This is a genomic window from Micromonospora andamanensis (assembly GCF_016863495.1).
GTDB lineage: Bacteria > Actinomycetota > Actinomycetes > Mycobacteriales > Micromonosporaceae > Micromonospora > Micromonospora andamanensis.
Genome location: NZ_BOOZ01000027.1, coordinates 1 through 18054, shown reverse-complemented (window position 1 = coordinate 18054; position 18054 = coordinate 1). Strand labels below are relative to the sequence as shown.

The 18054-nt window shown below is 70.9% G+C and carries 18 protein-coding genes and 1 pseudogene; 10 read left to right on the top strand and 9 right to left on the bottom strand.

Annotated features, from left to right (window positions below; genetic code table 11):
* Positions 1-442: 442 nt before the first annotated feature.
* The 3 genes and pseudogenes from Van01_RS21605 to Van01_RS21595 all read left to right on the top strand — a co-directional run bounded on the left by Van01_RS21605 (position 443) and on the right by Van01_RS21595 (position 2425).
* Complete coding sequence (locus Van01_RS21605; RefSeq protein WP_204010591.1) at positions 443-778, top strand: Scr1 family TA system antitoxin-like transcriptional regulator; 336 nt, start codon at positions 443-445, stop codon at positions 776-778.
* Positions 779-782: 4 nt separating this feature from the next.
* Positions 783-962, top strand: a pseudogene (locus Van01_RS21600) (DUF397 domain-containing protein); the annotation flags it as partial.
* Between the two features lie 194 nt (positions 963-1156).
* Complete coding sequence (locus Van01_RS21595) at positions 1157-2425, top strand: AI-2E family transporter (protein ID WP_204010586.1); 1269 nt, start codon at positions 1157-1159, stop codon at positions 2423-2425.
* 55 nt (positions 2426-2480) lie between these two features.
* Here the strand turns inward: Van01_RS21595 and Van01_RS21590 are convergent, their stop codons facing one another.
* The 5 genes from Van01_RS21590 to Van01_RS21570 form a co-directional block, all read right to left on the bottom strand.
* Positions 2481-3290 (bottom strand): alpha/beta hydrolase, encoded by an 810-nt coding sequence (locus Van01_RS21590; RefSeq protein WP_204010583.1) that lies wholly within the window; start codon positions 3288-3290, stop codon positions 2481-2483.
* Entirely contained in the window at positions 3287-3577 is a 291-nt protein-coding gene (locus tag Van01_RS21585) for an Rv1322 family protein (protein ID WP_204010814.1), read from the bottom strand. The genes Van01_RS21590 and Van01_RS21585 overlap by 4 nt, the downstream gene beginning before the upstream one ends.
* A 74-nt stretch (positions 3578-3651) precedes the next feature.
* Entirely contained in the window at positions 3652-5436 is a 1785-nt protein-coding gene (locus Van01_RS21580; protein ID WP_204010581.1) for a 3-hydroxyacyl-CoA dehydrogenase family protein, read from the bottom strand.
* 158 nt (positions 5437-5594) lie between these two features.
* Positions 5595-6659, bottom strand: a complete 1065-nt coding sequence (locus Van01_RS21575; protein WP_373306276.1) for an alpha/beta fold hydrolase — start codon at positions 6657-6659, stop codon at positions 5595-5597.
* A gap of 128 nt (positions 6660-6787) precedes the next feature.
* Positions 6788-7252 (bottom strand): FHA domain-containing protein, encoded by a 465-nt coding sequence (locus tag Van01_RS21570; RefSeq protein WP_204010573.1) that lies wholly within the window; start codon positions 7250-7252, stop codon positions 6788-6790.
* A gap of 253 nt (positions 7253-7505) precedes the next feature.
* On the opposite strand from Van01_RS21570, the gene Van01_RS21565 reads away from it, so the two are divergent.
* Complete coding sequence (locus Van01_RS21565) at positions 7506-9002, top strand: aldehyde dehydrogenase family protein (RefSeq protein WP_204010570.1); 1497 nt, start codon at positions 7506-7508, stop codon at positions 9000-9002.
* Positions 9003-9014: 12 nt separating this feature from the next.
* On the opposite strand, the gene nucS is transcribed toward Van01_RS21565, so the two are convergent.
* Entirely contained in the window at positions 9015-9674 is a 660-nt protein-coding gene (gene nucS, locus Van01_RS21560; RefSeq protein WP_099850137.1) for an endonuclease NucS, read from the bottom strand.
* Positions 9675-9745: 71 nt separating this feature from the next.
* Between nucS and Van01_RS21555 the strand changes: the two genes are divergently transcribed.
* Positions 9746-10366 (top strand): DUF4126 domain-containing protein, encoded by a 621-nt coding sequence (locus Van01_RS21555; protein ID WP_204010567.1) that lies wholly within the window; start codon positions 9746-9748, stop codon positions 10364-10366.
* Positions 10367-10451: 85 nt separating this feature from the next.
* Positions 10452-10751 (top strand): DUF1540 domain-containing protein, encoded by a 300-nt coding sequence (locus Van01_RS21550; RefSeq protein ID WP_099850135.1) that lies wholly within the window; start codon positions 10452-10454, stop codon positions 10749-10751.
* Positions 10752-10796: 45 nt separating this feature from the next.
* Here the strand turns inward: Van01_RS21550 and Van01_RS21545 are convergent, their stop codons facing one another.
* Entirely contained in the window at positions 10797-12800 is a 2004-nt protein-coding gene (locus Van01_RS21545) for an ethylmalonyl-CoA mutase (RefSeq protein ID WP_204010565.1), read from the bottom strand.
* 107 nt (positions 12801-12907) lie between these two features.
* Here Van01_RS21545 and Van01_RS21540 point away from each other — a divergent pair, with 107 nt between their 5' ends.
* Positions 12908-13756 (top strand): ABC transporter ATP-binding protein, encoded by an 849-nt coding sequence (locus Van01_RS21540; protein ID WP_204010563.1) that lies wholly within the window; start codon positions 12908-12910, stop codon positions 13754-13756.
* The gene (locus Van01_RS21535) at positions 13753-14601 is read left to right on the top strand and encodes an ABC transporter permease (RefSeq protein WP_204010561.1); all 849 of its coding nucleotides are present in this window, start codon (positions 13753-13755) and stop codon (positions 14599-14601) included. Before Van01_RS21540 ends, Van01_RS21535 begins: the two co-directional genes overlap by 4 nt.
* A gap of 42 nt (positions 14602-14643) precedes the next feature.
* Here the strand turns inward: Van01_RS21535 and Van01_RS21530 are convergent, their stop codons facing one another.
* Both Van01_RS21530 and murA read right to left on the bottom strand, forming a co-directional pair.
* Positions 14644-15492, bottom strand: a complete 849-nt coding sequence (locus Van01_RS21530; RefSeq protein ID WP_204010559.1) for a 3-hydroxyacyl-CoA dehydrogenase family protein — start codon at positions 15490-15492, stop codon at positions 14644-14646.
* Positions 15493-15612: 120 nt separating this feature from the next.
* A complete protein-coding gene (gene murA, locus Van01_RS21525) occupies positions 15613-17055 on the bottom strand; it encodes a UDP-N-acetylglucosamine 1-carboxyvinyltransferase (protein ID WP_204010557.1) in 1443 nt (480 codons plus the stop codon).
* Between murA and Van01_RS21520 the strand changes: the two genes are divergently transcribed.
* Both Van01_RS21520 and Van01_RS21515 read left to right on the top strand, forming a co-directional pair.
* Positions 17054-17626, top strand: a complete 573-nt coding sequence (locus tag Van01_RS21520; protein WP_204010555.1) for a cob(I)yrinic acid a,c-diamide adenosyltransferase — start codon at positions 17054-17056, stop codon at positions 17624-17626. The genes murA and Van01_RS21520 overlap by 2 nt on opposite strands.
* Positions 17602-18018 carry a VOC family protein gene (locus Van01_RS21515; protein ID WP_204010553.1) on the top strand — a complete coding sequence of 139 codons (417 nt, stop codon included), beginning with the start codon at positions 17602-17604 and terminating at the stop codon, positions 18016-18018. Before Van01_RS21520 ends, Van01_RS21515 begins: the two co-directional genes overlap by 25 nt.
* The last annotated feature ends 36 nt before the right edge of the window (positions 18019-18054 follow it).

Here is an 18054-nt window from a genome sequence, read left to right as displayed (position 1 = left end):
CGGATCAGCTACGGCCCCCAACGGCGAGCCGCCGCCGAGGGTGGCTCACGTTGGCGAGGAGGCTGTCCCACGGACGGCCAGGCCACCCCGGCCCGGGGTCGGCATGGGCGCTGGGGTGGGGCGTCCCCTGGCACCGGGTGCTGGTGGTGCCGACACTGTCGAGCTGAGAGCGTGGGCGCATCACAGCCCATACCGGTGCCGAGTTTGGGGCTCGGCGGTTGGCTGGCCATGTTGAGCACGCTCCCGAGCACCCCACACCCCACACCCCACACCCAGCACCCAGCACCCAGCACCCAGCGATCTTGCAGTTTTGGTCGCGGCATATTGGGCGTTAGCGGACGAATCATCGACACAACTGCAAGATCGACGAGTCGGTGGCGGGTGGGGGGAAGGGGGGTGGTGTCGGGGGGGTGGTGTCGGGGGGCTGGCGTCGCTGCTCCGGATGGTCGAGCGGGAGGGGCGACCGCCCTGGTTCCTGGCCTGGCTGGACGCCGAACGCCAGGCCCGGCAGCTCCGGGTCTTCCAGTCCGTGCTGATCCCGGCGCTGCTCCAGACCGAGGGCTACGCCCGCGCGGTGATTCGCTGCGACGACCTGCTCAGCGACGACGAGGGGGCGCAGCGGGTGGGCCGGCAGGCCATCCTCGACCGGCCCGACCCGCCGCAACTCATCGCGGTCGTCGACGAGGCGAATCTGGCTACCCTGTTGGCGCGCTGGGAGACGGTGCACAACGAGGCGTTGTCCCGCCAGCAGTCGATCGAACTCCTCAACGAATGGTGAAGTCATGGTCCTGACCGGCGCGACCTGGCGCGCCTCCACCCGCAGCGGGAGCACCGACCGCGTGGAGGCGGCCGACAACCTGCCCGGCGTGGTGGCCGTCCGGGACAGCAAGGACCGGCAGGGCCCGATGCTGGCGTTCACCCCGTCGACCTGGCCGTCCTCCGTCGACAAGGTCAAGCGGGCATTATCCGCCGCACCGGCCGGCACTGAGCCACCCACGCCCTCAGCTCGACAGCGTGCCCGCACCACAGCTTGAGTCGACGCAGGCGGCTCGCCGCCAACACGCCCCGCACCACCAACTCCAGGTCGGCACAGGCGGCTCGCCGGCCGGGGCAGCACTGTCCGGCGGCACCGCCGGACCACCGATGGGGAGACCGGATGGCACAGCACGAGCCCGACGAGGTCGAGTCGAGGCCGGCCGCGCCCGACCTGCACGAGCCGGAACAGCCCGGAGCAGGTCGAGGTGACACGACGCAGCCCCGGGAGGCGACGCCGCCGGGCGCGGGGGCGGCAGGCTCCGACGGGGGTACGAAGAACGCGGTGCCCGCCGGGGAGACCGCAACGGCCGGTGGGGCGCAGCGTCCGGAGGGGACGGAGAGCAATCGTTTCGGCACCCCCGGGCGTCCGCTGAGGCGCAACAGCTTCCTTGTCGGATTCACCGGGGCACTCGGCGTGCTGCTCGCGTACGCGGTCTACCTGGGGGTGCGCAACGCCGCAGGGATCCTGGTCCTGGTGGTGATCGCGCTCTTCCTCGCGGTGGGCCTGCACCCCGTGGTGGTCCGCCTGCGGTCCTGGGGTTTTCCGCGCGGGTTGGCCGTGGCGGCGGTCGTGCTGATCGTGGTGGCGCTGCTCGCCGCCGGGGTGCTGGCGCTGGTACCGCCGATCGTGACCCAGTCCGGGCAGTTCATCGAGCAGTTGCCGAGCTACCTGGAGTCGCTACGCCGCAACGAGACGGTGAACGACCTGGTCGAGCAGTTCGACCTGATGCGCCGCGCCCAGGAGGCGGCCAGCGCGGACGTGGTGGGCCGGGCGTTGGGCGGGGTGCTCGGCGGCGCCCAGCTGGTCTTCGGCACCGTCTTCCGGGTGCTGACCGTGCTGGTGCTGACGATCTACTTCCTGGTCTACTTCGATCGGCTCCGCAACCTCGCCTACGCGTTGGTGCCGCGCTCCCGTCGCCAGCGGGTGCAACTCATCGGTGACGAGATCCTGACGAAGGTCGGGGCTTACATGGTCGGCGCGCTCGCCATCGCGGTGCTGGCCGGCGCGAGCACCTTCGTGTTCGCGCTCGTGGTCGGCCTGCCGTACCCGTTCGCACTGGCGGTGGTCGTCGCGGTGACCGACCTCATCCCACAGATCGGCGCCACTCTCGGTGCCGTGATCGTCAGCCTGGTCGGCTTCGCCACCGACCCTTCGGTCGGCATCGCCTGCGTGGTCTTCTTCGTGATCTACCAGCAGATCGAGAACTACCTCATCTACCCGAAGATCATGCGGCGTTCGGTGCAGGTCAACGAGGTTGCCGCGCTTGTCGCCGCGCTGCTCGGGGTGTCGCTGGTGGGGGTGATCGGCGCACTGATCGCCATCCCGACGGTGGCCGCCATCCAGCTCATCCTCCGCGAGGTGATCCTCCCCCGCCAGGATGCCCGTTGACCTGCCGACCAGAGGCAGGCCAGCATCGGCCTCAGGCCCGGCGCTGCGACGGATCTCAGTCGGCCCGGCGCTGCGGTGGACCCGAGACCGGGGTGTCGGCGAACGCGGCGACCGTGCGGTCGGCGTACGCGCTGGCGTCGCCGGTCTCCATCGGGCCGTCCCAGGTGGTCGGCAGCGGCACCGGCACCGCCGGGTTGACCCGCCTGACCACCTCGTCCAACACGGTCTCGGCGTCACCCACCCAGAGATGTTTGGCACCGGGTACGCCGACGACCTCGGCCTGCGGCACCGCAACGAACTTCTCGCGGGCCTGCTCCGGGCGCAGGTAGTCGTCGAACTCCGGCACCAGCGCGGTGAGCGGCTTGCCCGACTCGGCCCACTGGGCCAGGTCGGACCGCCCGGAGTAGCGCAGCGGCGGGGAGAGCAGGATCGCGCCGGTGACCGCCGGATCGCAGCCGTAGCGCAGCACCAGGTCGGTGCCGAACGACCAGCCCAGCAGCCAGACGTTCGGCAGTTCGTGGAACTCGGCGTACTCGATGGCGGCGGCGACGTCGAAGCGCTCGCCGACGGCGGAGTCGAAGCTGCCCTCGCTTGTGCCGCGCACGCTGCTGGTGCCCCGGGTGTTGAACCTGAGCACAGCCAGGTCAGCCAGGGCGGGCAGGCGCCAGGCCGCCTTGCGGAACACGTGGCTGTCCATCATCCCGCCGTGGGTGGGCAGCGGGTGCAGGCAGACCACTGTCGCGGCCGGTTCCCGGTCCACCGGTCGGGCCAGCTCGCCGACCAACCGCAGGTCATCCGCGGTGTGCAGCTCGATGTCCTCCCGGTGCCCCGGCAGAATCGAGGAGGCACGAATCGGTGTGCTCATGCCTCCAGTCTCCCGTTCCGCCGCCCGCGGTGGATCACCGGGGCCCGCCGGTCGCGGGCACGCCAGCAGCCGGTGTGCCAGTGCCGCCGGTCGGTGAGGTCACCCTGGCCGTCCGCCGGCCAGGCCACGACATGCGCCACGCCGGGCCGGATCTCCTGGTCACACCCGGGACAGCGGTATGTCTTGGCGGACGCCCCGCCGCTGATGCCGCGTACCTGCCACTCGCCGTCCCGCCACTGCTGGACCGCGGCGACGCCGTGTCGGGCGCGCTCGGTGTCGAGGTGCACCGCGTCGTCACGGCGGGGACGGTTGCGACGGGGACTCACGTCGTCAAGCGTACGGGCGGACGGCCGCGACCCGGTCAGCGGCGGGTGTGGTCGCGGAAGCCACGACCGGTCTTGCGGCCCAGGTAGCCCGCCGTGACCAGATGCTCCAGCAGCGGCGCCGGAGCGAAACCGGGCTCGCGCAGTTCCAGGTACAGCTCCCGCTGGATGGCCAGTGCCACGTCCAGGCCCACCACGTCGAGCAGCTCGAACGGGCCCATCGGGTAACCGCAGCCCAGCTTCATCGCGTGGTCGATGTCGTCGGTGGTGGAGTAGCTGGCCTCCAGCATCCGTACCGCGTCGTTGAGATACGGGAAGAGCAGCGCGTTGACGATGAAACCGGACCGGTCGCCGCAGACCACCCCGGTCTTGCCCACTGTGGCACTGACGGCCTGCGCGGTGGCGATGGTCTCGGCCGAGGTACGGATCGTCCGGACGATCTCCACGAGTGGCATCGCCGGGGCCGGGTTGAAGAAGTGCAGACCCACCACGTCGGCCGGGCGCTGGGTGGCCATCGCCACCTCGATCACCGGCAGCGAGGAGGTGGTGGTCGCCAGCACCACGCCCGGCTTGCAGATCTCGTCCAGGCTGGCGAAGAGGGCCTTCTTGACGCTGAGTTCCTCGACCACCGCTTCGACCACCAGATCGACGTCGGCCAGGTGCTCCAGAGTCGCCGACCAGTTGATCCGGCCGAGCGCGGCGTCCCGGTCGGCCTCACTGAGCCGACCCCGGACCACGCCCTTGTTGAGGGAGGTCTGCACCGCCTCGAAGACCTTCGCCGACTGCTCCGCGCCCCGGGTCACCGAGACGACCTCGTAGCCGGCCTTGGCGAAGACCTCGATGATCCCGGTGGCCATCGTCCCGGAACCCACGATGCCGACTTTGGTCAGGACCGCGTCGGTAAGCGTCGGCTCCGTCGTGGTCGGCGTCTGCTCGTCCGGTACGACCTTCGGCGAGCCGGGCCGCTCGTAGGTGTAGAAACCCCGGCCGGACTTCCGCCCGAGCAGTCCTGCGGTCACCATCTGCTTGAGCAAGGGCACCGGCGCGTGCCGGCGGTCCCGGCCACCACGCCGGTACATGGTGTCCAGGATCTCGTACGCGGTGTCCAGGCCGATCAGGTCCATCAGCGCGAGCGGACCCATGGGCAGTCCGCAGCCGAGCTTCATCGCCGCGTCGATGTCCTCGCGGGTGGCGTACCGGGACTCGAACATGTCGACGGCGTGGTTGAGGTAGCCGAACAGCAGCGCGTTGGCGATGAACCCGGCCCGGTCGCTGATCGTCACGTCGACCTTGCCGAGTCGTGCGCAGAGCGCTTCCACGTCGGCCACCACGTCGGCGGAGGTGACAACCGTGCGTACCACCTCGACCAGCTTCATCACCGGGGCCGGATTGAAGAAGTGGATGCCGACGACCTGGTTGGGGCGCGTGGTGGCCACGGAGATCTCGGTGACGCTCAGCGACGAGGTGTTCGTGGCGAGGATGGCCTCGGGCTTGCAGACCCGGTCCAGTTCGGCGAAGAGCCGCTGTTTGAGGTCGAGGTGCTCGGGTACCGCCTCGATCACCAGGTCCACCGAGTGCAGCGCGTCCAGCCCGACGGCGAAGTCGACCCGGGCCAGCAGGGCGTCCCGGTCGGCCTCGGCGAGCTTGCCCCTGGCCACCGCCCGGTCCGTGGAGCCGGTCAGGTTCGCCCGGCCACGGTCGAGCGCGGCGTCGGAGATCTCCACCGCCACCACGTCGATGCCGTTGCGGGCGAAGACCTCGACGATGCCGGCACCCATGGTGCCCAGCCCCACCACACCCACGCTGGTGAACTCGCGCGCCACGACCCGGCCTCCCCTGTACGCAACGACACGGCCAGACGTGAACGGCCGCTAAGGTTATGCGCGCGAGTCTGCCACGTGACGCACAGTTGTCGAGACGCCGTGGCACATGTCACCGATGCCCGATTCCCGGTACCGAATGGTCGCGGGCGGCCGGATGGTCAGACCGGGTCGACCCCGGCGAGGGTGAGCAGTTCCGCGACGAACTCCGCCGGGCGCTCCAGGTGTGGGCTGTGCCCGCAGCCGGGCAGCGTCACCTCCCGGTAGGTTCCGCCGGCCTCGGCGTACCTGTCGAGCACCGCCCTGGTCTGCCCGATCATCGGCTGTGGCGGACACTCCTGCGGCCCGGGCCAGCCGGGCACCACGCCCAGCGCCCCGAGCTGCGCCAGGTCGAACAGCGAGGTGTCCGAGACGATCACGTCAGCGTCACCGCGGATCCAGGTGACCTGAGGTTTCGGCGTGACGGCCACCAGTTCCTCGGCGACCCGGAACCGCGCGAGCGCGTTGAGCACGCCACGACCGCCAGGCGCGCTGCCCGGCCAGTTCGGCGAGCCCGTCGCGTCGCCGGGGTAGTTGTCCGGGCCGGTCGCGGTGGAGAGCACGCTGTCGAGCAGCAGTTCCTCGTCCTCGCCGAGGCAGCCGGGGTCCGCCACGTACGCGGCCCGCAGCACGCTGCGCGGGCTGGTCCGCGCCTCGGCGCTGCGGTCACCGGCGGCCAGCCGCGCGACGAAGTCGCCGCTCGCCGTGCCCGCGCCGGAGCCGGCGAGGTCGGGCGTGGTCGGGGTACCGGCCAGGTCGCGGGTGGCGCCGAAGCCGTACGGCGACACCGGCGCGGCGAGCAGCAGACCGGCGATCCGGTCGGGGCGCTCCACCAGCAGGCGCATCGCCACCCCGGCACCGAGCGAGTGGCCGACCACCACGGGCCGGGCACCCTCGGCGAAGAGCGACGGCTCGTCGAGCAACGCCGCCACGTCGTCGGCGAAGTCGGTGAGGCCCCGGTTGGCGTCGACCGGGGCGGTCTGCGTGGCGCCGTAGCCGCGCAGGTCCGGCGCCACCACCCGCATCGTCTCCGGTAGGCGCCGCACCAGCGGCTCCCAGAAGGCGGCCGAGGAACAGTTGCCGTGCACGAGCAGCACCGGTACCCCGTCGACGGGGCCGGCCACCCGGACGGCCTGGGTGATTCCGTTCGCGGTGACGACCTGCTGCTGGGTCTCCATCCGGTGCATGGTGCCACCACCGACACCGCCGGTCCATGTGGCCGGCAACCACGTATCGGAGCGGGGTGAGTGGCGGGCGACCACGTCCGTGTACGGAGCGTGGATGGCCGCCAGCCCGCAGCCCCGCACCCCGGTCGTCAGCGGTGGATGCCGCCCACGGCTGCCGCGTACGGTGCGCCGGCCGGCCCGGGCACCACGGGCGTCGCGACAGTGGCGGGCAGCGGGCGGGGGGACCGCCGCTCCTGCCGGGGCAGTTCGAAACTCAGGCCGACCGGGTCCGTCCGGGCCACTGCCGGATCGAAGAATCTCAGCTCGGTAACGCCGATCCGGATCACGTCGCCGTCGCTGAGCCGGATGATCTCGGTGGCCCGGACGCCGTTCACCCAGGTGCCGTTCGTGGAACCGAGATCCACGAGCGAGGCCCCCTCACCGGCCCGCCAGATCTCGACGTGTCGACGGCTCAGGTGTGGATCGTGCACCACGATGTCGACAGCAGGATCGCGGCCGATCACCTGCGGTCGGTGCGGCAGCCGGAAGCGCTGCCCCCGCATCGGCCCGGCGGCCACCGTCAGCAACGGCATCAGTTGCGGATGTTCCTCCATGGACGTGTCAGCCCCTCCACCCGTGCGACGGTCCCGGTCAGCGTGTCACCGCCGGGTATCCACCTTCACCATCCAGCCGGATGCCCACCGGTAACCGTCCGGGTGCTTTGCGTTCACATCTTCCACGACGGCCCGCGACGGAACTGGCGAGCCGACTGAGCGGTTCGTCCGATTCAACAGCCCGGACGGCCGGGAGGATTCGCCCGTTTCCCCACCCCTACCGGCGAGTAATTCTCGCGTCTAGACTTCCGCCATGACGGCTGTGCGCCCCCCCGGCACCCCGACGATCCAGCACGAGCACCTGATCTCGACGAGCCCGGCGTCGGGCGACGAAGCGGGACGCGTTCCGGTCGCGAGCGCTGTGGACGTCGAACGCGCCGTCGAGCGGGCCCGCGCGGCCGGCCAGTGGTGGGCCGGGCTCGGCTACACCGGGCGGCGGGAGCGGCTGCTGCGCTGGCGGCGGCTGCTCGCGCAGCGGATGGAACAGTTGGCCGGCCTGATGCACACCGAGGGTGGCAAGCCGGTCGCCGACGCACTCGTCGAGATCGTGACCGCCGTGGAGCACGTCGACTGGGCGGCCCGTAACGCCCGGCGGGTGCTGGGCCCCCGGCGGGTCCGCTCACGGCTCGTCCTGGCGGAGTTCTCGGCCCATCTGGAGTACCAGCCGCACGGCGTGATCGGCGTGATCGGGCCCTGGAACTATCCCGTCTTCACCCCCATCGGTTCCATCGCGTACGCGTTGGCAGCCGGCAACGCGGTGGTCTTCAAGCCGAGCGAGTACACCCCGGTGGTCGGTCAGTGGCTCGTCGACAGCTTCGCCGAGGTGGTGCCCGAGCACCCGGTGCTCACCGCGGTGCACGGCCTCGGTGACGTCGGCGCGGCCCTGTGCCGGGCCGGTGTCGACAAGCTCGCCTTCACCGGCTCGACCGCCACCGCCAAGAAGGTGATGGCGGCCTGCGCCGAGTCGCTGACCCCGGTGCTGCTGGAGGCCGGTGGCAAGGACGCCATGATCGTGGACGTCGACGCCGACCTGGACGCCGCCGCCGAAGCCTGCGTCTGGGGAGCGATGACGAACGCCGGGCAGACCTGCATCGGCATCGAACGGGCCTACGCCGTGGAGCCGGTCTTCGACGCGTTCGTCGACAAGGTCGTCGAGCGCGCCGGCCGGCTCACCGTCGGCCCCGGGGACGCCGACATCGGTCCGATCACCATGCCGAGCCAACTCGACGTGATCCGGCGACACATCGAGGACGCGGTGGCCCGTGGCGGTCGTGCGGTCCTCGGCGGACCGGACGCGGTGAAACCGCCGTACGCGCACCCGACAGTGCTTGTCGAGGTGCCGGAAGACGCCGCCGCCGTACGCGAGGAGACCTTCGGACCCACCCTTACCGTCAACCGGGTCCGCACCGTCGACGAGGCGCTCGCCCGGGCCAACGCCCTGCCGTACGGGCTTGGTGGTTCGGTCTTCGGTCAGCGGCGTGCGGTGGCGATCGCCAGGCGGTTGCGCTCCGGCATGGCCTCGGTCAACTCGACGCTGACCTTCGCCGGCATGTCCACCCTGCCGTTCGGCGGGGTCGGCGAGTCCGGCTTCGGCCGGATCCACGGCGAGGACGGGCTGCGCGAGTTCGCCCGGCCCAAGGCCGTGACCCGCCGCCGGGGCCCGTCCGTGCTGCCCTCGACCACGTTCGACCGCACCCCGGCCGACGTCGCCCGGCTGGTGAAGGCGGTCAAGCTGCTCTACGGCCGGTGACCGGGGCGTGGCCTAGAAGAGCGTCAGCTCGTCGCGCTCGATGCCGCGCAGTCGGTCGTAGTCGACCACCACGCAGCGGATCCCCCGGTCGGTGGCGAGCACCCGCGCCTGCGGTTTGATCTCCTGCGCGGCGAATACCCCGGCGACCGGGGCGAGCAGCGGATCCCGGTTGAGCAGTTCCAGGTAGCGGGTGAGCTGCTCCACGCCGTCGATCTCGCCACGGCGCTTCACCTCGACCGCGACAGTGCCCTGGTTGGCGTCCCGGCAGAGCAGGTCGACCGGGCCGATCGCGGTCATGTACTCCCGACGGACCAGAGTGAACCCGTCGCCAAGCGTCTCGGGGTTGGCCGCCAGCAGTTCCTGGAGGTGCGCCTCCACGCCGTCCTTGCGCAGCCCGGGATCGACACCCAGCTCGTACGAGGTGTCCTGGAAGATCTCCTCCAGGGTGATCCGCAGCTCCTCGCCGGCCTTGTTGACCACCCGCCACACGCCGGGTGCCTCCTCCAGCCGACACGGCGGGCTCATCCAGTTCAACGGCTTGTACGCCCGGTCGTCGGCGTGGATGGACACCGACCCGTCCGCCTTCACCATCAACAGCCGGGTCGCCGGCGGCAGGTGGGCCGAGAGCCGTCCGACATAGTCCACCGAGCATTTCGCAATCACCAACCGCACCCGAGCAGGGTAGCGGAGTCACCGACCATCGCCACCGAGCGGCGCTGGCGTGCCGGTGCGATGCTGTGATCGTGCTCGAAATACTCACCGGTACCGGCCTCGCCGCCTCGGCGGGGTTGAACGCCTACATCCCGCTTCTCCTCATGGGTGCGCTGGCCCGCTACACAAGCGTCATCGACCTGCCTGGCGGGTGGCAGTGGCTCGGCAACGAGTGGGTGCTCGGCATCCTCGCGGTGCTGCTCGTCGTCGAGGTCGTGGCGGACAAGGTGCCAGTGGTGGACCACATCAACGACGTGGTGCAGACGGTCGTCCGACCGACGGCTGGCGGGTTGGCGTTCGGGGCCGGTTCCGCGTCGGAGACCGTGACGGTCAGTGACCCGGACAGCTTCTTCGCCGGTGGCGGCCAGTGGTTGCCGGTGCTGGTCGGGGTGCTCATCGCGCTCGGCGTGCATCTGCTGAAGTCGACAGCCCGGCCGGTGATCAATGCGGCCACGGCCGGCGTGGGCGCGCCGGTGGCGAGCACCGCCGAGGACGCCACGAGCGTGGTCATGTCGCTCGTCGCGATCATCCTGCCGGTGCTGGTGCTCGCCTTCCTGGCCGCCCTGGTACTCGTCCTGCCGTGGTTGCTGCGCCGCCGGGCGGACCGGCGTCGGGAGCGGCAGGCGGCACGCGAGGCGGGCTTCCGCGTCTGACCGCTGGCCGTCGGGCTCGACCGAATCGCCACCTCAACCCGCCCTAAAGCCTAAAATTGGGGCAATCAACGGAGGAGGTTGGGTCATGACCGCAGCTATGGAGATGCCCCGGGTCCAGGAGTGTGTGGTCGCCGCGTGCGCGTACAACCACACAGGCGACTGCCATGCCTTCGCGATCACCATCGGCAGCATGGACCACGCCCACTGCCACACCTTCATCGAGATGCCCGCCGTCCGGGCCGGCGCCGACGGGCAGATCGCCCAGGTCGGGGCGTGCCAGCGCGCCGACTGCCGGCACAACGAGCAGTTGGAGTGCCAGGCACCGGGGATCAAGGTCGGCCCCGACGCCGACCTGGCCGACTGCATGACCTACAGCCACCGCTGACGCCTCGTCCGCGCGGATCCCGGCAGCGCGCCGGGATCCGCGGCGTCACAGCTCGTTCGCCTGGCGGATGACTGTGACCAGTTCGTCGATGATGCCGGTCAGGGCGAAGTCCTTGGGGGTGAACACCCGCGCCACCCCGGCGACGCGCAGCTGCTCGGCGTCCCGGGCGGGAATGATGCCGCCGACCACCACCGGCAGGTCCGGTCGGCCGGCGGCCCGCAGCCCGTCGAGCACCGCCGGCACCGCCGCCAGGTGCGAGCCGGAGAGCACGGAGAGCCCGACCAGGTCCACGTCCTCCTCCACCGCGGCGGCCACGATCTGCCCGGCGGTGAGCCGGATGCCCTGGTAGACGACCTCGAAGCCGGCGTCGCGGGCGCGTACCGCGATCTGTTCCGCGCCGTTGGAGTGCCCGTCCAGGCCGGGCTTGCCGACGAGCAGTCGCAGCCGCCCGCTGCCCAGCTCGCGGGCGGTGGCGGCGACCCGCGCGCGCACCTCGGCCAGACCCTCGTCGCCACCGCTCGCGGACCCGCCGGCCAGCCCGGTCGGGGCCCGGTACTCGCCGAAAACCTGGCGCAGCGCCGCCGCCCACTCGCCGGTGGTCACCCCGGCACCGACGCACTCCAGGGTGGCCGCCATCAGGTTCGTCGTGGTCGCGGCGTCCGCGCGCAACCGGGCCAGTGCCGCGTCCACGGCCGCCGCGTCGCGATCGGCCCGCCAGGCCCGTACGGCCACCGAGGCGGCGACCTCCACCGCGGGATCGACCTGTACGACGGCCTCGGCGCCGGCGGCGGTCAGCGGGGACGATTCGGTCTCGGTGAAGCGGTTGACGCCGACCACGACGTCGCTGCCGGCCTCGATCCGTCGCCGCCGCCCGGCCAGCGAGGCCACCAGGGCGCTCTTGAGGTATCCGCTCTCCACGGCGGCGACCACCCCGCCCATCTCCAGCACCGTCGCCAGTTCGGCCCGGGCACCGGTGACGATCTCGTCGACAAGCGCTGTCATCACGTGCGAGCCGTCGAACAGGTCCGGGTACTCCAGCAGGTCCGACTCGTACGCGAGCACCTGCTGCATGCGCAGTGACCACTGCTGGTCCCAGGGGCGGGGCAGCCCGAGCGCCTCGTTCCAGGCCGGCAGCTGCACCGCCCGCGCCCGCGCCTGGCGGGAGAGGGTGACCCCCAGCATCTCCAGCACGATGCGCTGCACGTTGTTCTCCGGCTGGGCCTCGGTCAGGCCGAGGGAGTTGACCTGCACGCCGTAGCGGAAGCGGCGCTGTTTCGGGTCCTCGACGCCGTACCGGTCGCGGGTGATCTCGTCCCACAGCGCGCCGAACGCGCGCATCTTGGCGATCTCCTCGACGAAACGCACCCCGGCGTTGACGAAGAACGAGATCCGCTGCACGACGTCACCCATCCGCTGCGCCGGCAGTTGACCGCTGTCGCGCACCGCGTCGAGCACCGCCACCGCCGTGGCCAACGCGAACGCCACCTCCTGCACCGGAGTCGCCCCGGCCTCCTGGAGGTGGTACGAGCAGATGTTGACCGGGTTCCAGCGCGGCATCTCGCGCAGGGCGTACGCGACCACGTCGGCGGTCAGCCGCAGCGAGGCGGCCGGCGGGAAGATGTGCGTCCCCCGGGACAGGTACTCCTTGATGATGTCGTTCTGGGTGGTGCCGGCACAGCTGGCGAGTTCGGCGCCCTGCTCGGTGGCGACAGTGCCGTAGAGGCCGAGCAGCCACATCGCCGGCGCGTTGATGGTCATCGAGGTGTTCATGTCGGCAAGCGGGATGCCGTCGAAGAGCGCCCGCATGTCGCCCAGGTGCGCCACCGGCACGCCTACCCGGCCGACCTCGCCGGTGGCGAGTTCGTGGTCGGGGTCGTACCCGGTCTGGGTGGGCAGGTCGAAGGCGACCGACAGGCCGGTCTGCCCCTTGGCCAGGTTGCGGCGGAAGAGCGCGTTCGTCGCGGCGGCGGAGGAGTGCCCGGCGTAGGTGCGCATCACCCAGGGGCGGTCGCGTTCCGGCAGCCGGCCCGGGAGTGCCTTCTCGTCCATGGCCGGAGTTTAAGTTACCGTCCAGTAGAGCGGGTTGTGCAAAACCACACAGCTGCCACCACCCCCGGCGCGGACGCTGGGCCCCGGCGGGCCGCACACTTGACGGCATGAGTGACGACGTCGCGATCCGCGTCCGAGGGCTGCGCAAGACGTACGGCGACAGCCTCGCGGTCGCCGGCCTGGACCTGGACGTCCACCGGGGTGAGGTGTTCGCCCTGCTCGGGCCGAACGGCGCCGGCAAGACCACCACCGTCGAGATCCTGGAGGGCTACCGCCAGCGCGACGCCGGCGAGGTACGCGTCCTGGACGTCGACCCGGCCCACCCGACACGCGACTGGCGAGGGCGGGTCGGCATCGTGTTCCAGGGCACCGGGGAGTTCGACGAACTCTCCGTCGCCGAGGTGGTCCACCACTTCGCCGGCTTCTACGCCGACGCCGACGACCCCGACAAGGTGATCGAGCGGGTCGGGTTGACCGCCAAGGCACGCGCCCGTACGCACACCCTCTCCGGCGGCCAGAAGCGCCGGCTCGACGTGGCGCTCGGCATCGTCGGCCGCCCGGAGCTGCTCTTCCTCGACGAGCCGACCACCGGCTTCGATCCGGAGGCTCGGCGGGAGTTCTGGGAGCTGATCCGCGATCTCGCCGCGGCCGGCACCACGATCGTGCTGACCACGCACTACCTGGACGAGGCCGAGGCGCTCGCCGACCGGGTGGGGGTGATCTCCGGTGGTCGGCTGATCGAGGTCGCCGCACCGAACCGCCTCGGCAACCGGCAGGAGGCGCTGGCCACGGTCTCCTGGCGTACCCCGGACGGCACGCTTGACAGCGCGCAGAGCGCGACGCCGACGGCGCTGGTGGCGGACCTCGCCGCGCGTTTCGGCGGTGAGGTGCCCGGCCTGACCGTCACCCGGCCCACCCTTGAGGACATCTACCTGACGATGATCGGACACCGATGACCACCACGACGAAACCGGCGCCCCCGGTCAGCGCGGCAGCCCCGGCCCGGCGCAGCGGCCCGACCGGCCTCGCCCTGCGTCAGGGGCGGCTGGAGATCCGGCAGTTCCTGCGCAGCCGCGAGTCCGTCGTGTTCACGCTGGGCTTCCCCCTGATCATGGTGTTGATCTTCGCCTCGATCTTCGACGAGGAGATCGCGCCGGGGGTGAGCTACACGCAGTACTTCATCACCGGCATGATCGCGACCGGCCTGATGACCGTCAGCTTCCAGAACCTCGGTATCTGGATCCCGATCGAGCGGGACCGGGGCGTGCTCAAGCGCTACCGGGGCACCCCGATGCCGAAGTGGGTCTGGTTCGCCGGAAAAGTGATCATGGTGCTGGTGACCGGCGTCGTGATGACCGCGTTGCTGCTCGCGGTCTCGGTGACGCTGTTCGACCTGGAGCTGCCGACCACCACCACTGCCTGGTTGACCTTCGGCTGGGTCAGCGCGCTGGGGGTGACCGCCTGCACGCTCTGCGGCATCGCCATCTCGTCGCTGGCCCGGACCGCCCGCAGCGGCTCGGCTGTGGTCACGCCTGTGGCGCTGGTGCTCCAGTTCATCTCCGGGGTCTTCTTCGTCTTCACCAACCTGCCGTCCTGGATGCAGCAGGTGGCGGCGTTGTTCCCGCTCAAGTGGATGTGCCAGGGGCTGCGGGCGGTGTTCCTGCCGGAGAGCTTCGGCGCGGACGAACCCGGCGGCTCGTTCGAGCTGACCCGGGTCGCAGTGGTGCTGGGCGTCTGGTGCGTGATCGGTCTGGTGCTCTGCCTGACCACCTTCCGCTGGACCACCCGCCGCGACGGCTGAGCCACGGGGAGGGCCCGACCGGGCCCTCCCCCCACAGCGGCTTCAGTACGAGTAGAAGCCCTGGCCGGTCTTGCGGCCCAGATCGCCAGCGGTGGCCATGCGCTGCAACAGCTCCGGCGGGAAGAACTTCTCGTCGGCCGTGTCGGTGTAGATGTTGCGGGTCGCGTTCAACAGCACGTCGACACCGGTCAGGTCGACGGTGGCCAGCGGACCCATCGCGTGCCCGAAACCGAGCCGGCAGGCGGTGTCCAGGTCCTCGGCGGAGATGACGCCCGCCTCGACCAGCTTCACCGCCTCCATGGCCAGCGCACAGATCAGCCGGGTGGTGACGAAGCCGGCGATGTCACGGTTCACCACCACGACGGTCTTGCCGATCTCCTCGGCGAAGGACTTCACCCGCTCCAGCGTGGCGTCGCTGGTCTTGTAGCCACGCACCAGCTCGCAGAGCTTCATCATCGGCACCGGCGAGAAGAAGTGGGTGCCGACGACCGCCTCCGGCCGCTCGGTGGCCGTGGCGATCTGGGTCACCGGGATCGCCGAGGTGTTGGTGGCCAGCACCGCGTCCGCCTTGCAGATCTTGTCCAGCGCGCGGAACACCTCGTGCTTGATCTCCAACTTCTCGAAGACCGCCTCGATGACGATGTCCGCGTCGCCGGCCGCCTCCAGCTCGGTGGTGGTGGTGATCCGCCCGAGCGCCGCCTCGACCTCGTCGTCGGTGAGCTTCCCCTTCTCGGCGAACTTCGTCAGCGACCGCCGGATGCCGTCCAGACCACGCGTCGTCGCCGCCTCGTCCAGATCCCGCAGCACCACCTGCCAGCCCGCCTGCGCCGCCACCTGGGCGATGCCCGAACCCATCAGACCGGCACCGACGACCGCGAGTCGACCCGCCATGCTGCTACTCCCTCGCTGCGAATGAGTGTCTGTCTGCACCCTAGTCGGCGGGGCTGAACGATGGCTAAGCGTGACCGGCAATAGGGCGGTGGAGGCGATTGCCGGTCACGCTGAGGCGGCTCAGATGGTCAGTTCGGGTTCCTCAGGTGCGGTGGCCCGCTCCACCTCGATGCCGAGTGCCCGCAGGTCGGACACGAAGTCGGGGTAGCCCCGATCGACGTGGTGCACGTGGGACACCTCGGTCACCCCGTCCGCGCAGAGCCCGGCGATGATGAGCCCGGCACCGGCCCGGATGTCGGTCGCCCGCACCGGAGCGCCGGAGAGCCGCTCCCGGCCACGTACCACCGCGTGATGCCCGTCGGTCTTGATGTCCGCGCCCAGCCGCATCATCTCGTTGGCGAACATGAACCGGCCGTCGAAGATGTTCTCGGTGATCAGGGACGCGCCCTCACTGAGCGCCGCGAGCCCGATCGCCATCGGCAGCAGGTCGGTGGCGAAGCCCGGGTAGGGCAACGTGACCACGTCCACCGCCCGGGGCCTGTCGTCCATGCGTACCCGGAAGCTGTCCGCCTGGGTCTCCACCATGCCGCCGGCCGTCACCAGCTTGTCGAGCGCGACCTCCAGGAACGCGGGGTCGAGACCGGTCACGGTGACGTCGCCACGGGTCATCGCCGCGCCGAACGCCCAGGTCCCCGCGACGATCCGGTCCCCCACCGTGGCGTGCCGGACCGGACTCAACCGGGGTACGCCGACGATGGTGATGGTCGAGGTCCCCTCGCCGTCGATCAGCGCACCCATCCGCTGGAGCATCGTGCAGATGTCGACGATCTCCGGTTCCCGGGCCGCGTTGTCGATCACGGTGGTGCCCTCGGCCAGCACCGCCGCCATGACGAGGTTCTCGGTCGCACCGACGCTGGGGAAGTCCAGCACGATCTCCGCGCCCCGCAGCCCGTCGGGCGCCGAGGCGATCACGAAACCGTGCTCACCGGAGATGTCGGCACCCATCCGGGTCAGCCCGGAGATGTGCATGTCCAGACCCCGCGAACCGATCGCGTCGCCACCGGGATGGGCCACCCGCACGTAGCCCCGGCGGGCCAGCAACGGACCGAGCACGCAGATCGACGCCCGCAGCCGGCGGACCAGGTCGTAGTCGGCCTCGACGCCCGGCTGTTCCGGCACGTCGATGGTGACCGAGCGGGACCGGGCCACCCCGCCGCCCGTGACCATCGGGTCCACCGGGTCGTCGGCGTCGAACCGTACGCCGCAGCCGAGGCGGCGCAACACCTCACCCATGATGGCGATGTCGGTGATCCGCGGCACGTTGGTGATCACACTGCGGCCGGGGGCGAGCAACGCGGCGGCCATCAACTTCAACGCCGAGTTCTTCGCGCCCACCACGTGCACCGTGCCGGCCAGTCGGGCGCCACCGCGTACCCGGATGACGTCGACATCGGCGACCGCGGCGTCACCGGCGTCACCCGGGCCGACACCCGAGGGCCACCCCGCGCCGGTGTCCGGCCGTGCCGGGATCGTCAGGTCCGGTATCCGTAGGCTGTGCGTCATGGCCGTCCACCTCACGCGCATCTACACCAAGGCCGGCGACGCCGGCATGACCAGGCTGAGCAACAACGAGCAGGTGCCGAAGAACGATCCACGGATCGCCGCGTACGCCGACGTCGACGAGTGCAACGCCGCGCTCGGCGTGGCACTCGCCCTGGGCCAGCTCGACGACGAGCTGCGCCGGGTACTGGGGTCGATCCAGAACGACCTGTTCGACGTGGGCGCCGACCTGTCCACCCCTGTCGAACCGGACCCCAAGTACCCGCCGCTGCGGGTCACGGAGGAGTACGTCGAGCGCCTTGAGGGCTGGTGCGACGAGTACAACGCGCGCCTGAGCAAGCTCGACTCCTTCATCCTCCCCGGCGGCACCGCGGGCGCGGCGCTGCTGCACGCGGCGCGGACGATCGCCCGGCGCGCCGAGCGGTCGGCGTGGGCGCTCATCGCACACGACCCCGACCGGACCAGCCACCTCCCGGCAAAGTATCTCAACCGCCTTTCGGATCTGCTCTTTATCCTGTCAAGAACGGCAAATCCGGACGGAGACGTGCTATGGGTGCCGGGCGGAGGCCGGTGACGCTCGGTGCACTGCACCACGTGGAGGTCTGGATACCCGACCTGACCGCCGCGATGCGTAGCTGGGGCTGGCTGCTCGGCGAGTTGGGCTGGACGTCGTTCCAGCAGTGGCCGGTCGGCCACTCCTGGCGACTCGGCCCGACGTACCTGGTGCTGGAGGCGTCACCCGCCCTCACCGGCCGCAGTCACGACCGGCTCGCCCCGGGACTCAACCACCTGGCCTTCCACGCCGGTTCGCCCGCCGCCGTGGACCGGCTGGTCGAGCAGGCTCCGGCGTACGGCTGGGAGTTGCTCTTCGCCGACCGTCACCCGTACGCCGGCGGGCCCGACACGTACGCCGGGTATCTGGCGGACGGACAGGGGTACGAGGTGGAGTTGGTGGCGTCGGGCTGAGCTGTCCTGTCTTCTCGTGGGCGTTTCAGGCTGGGG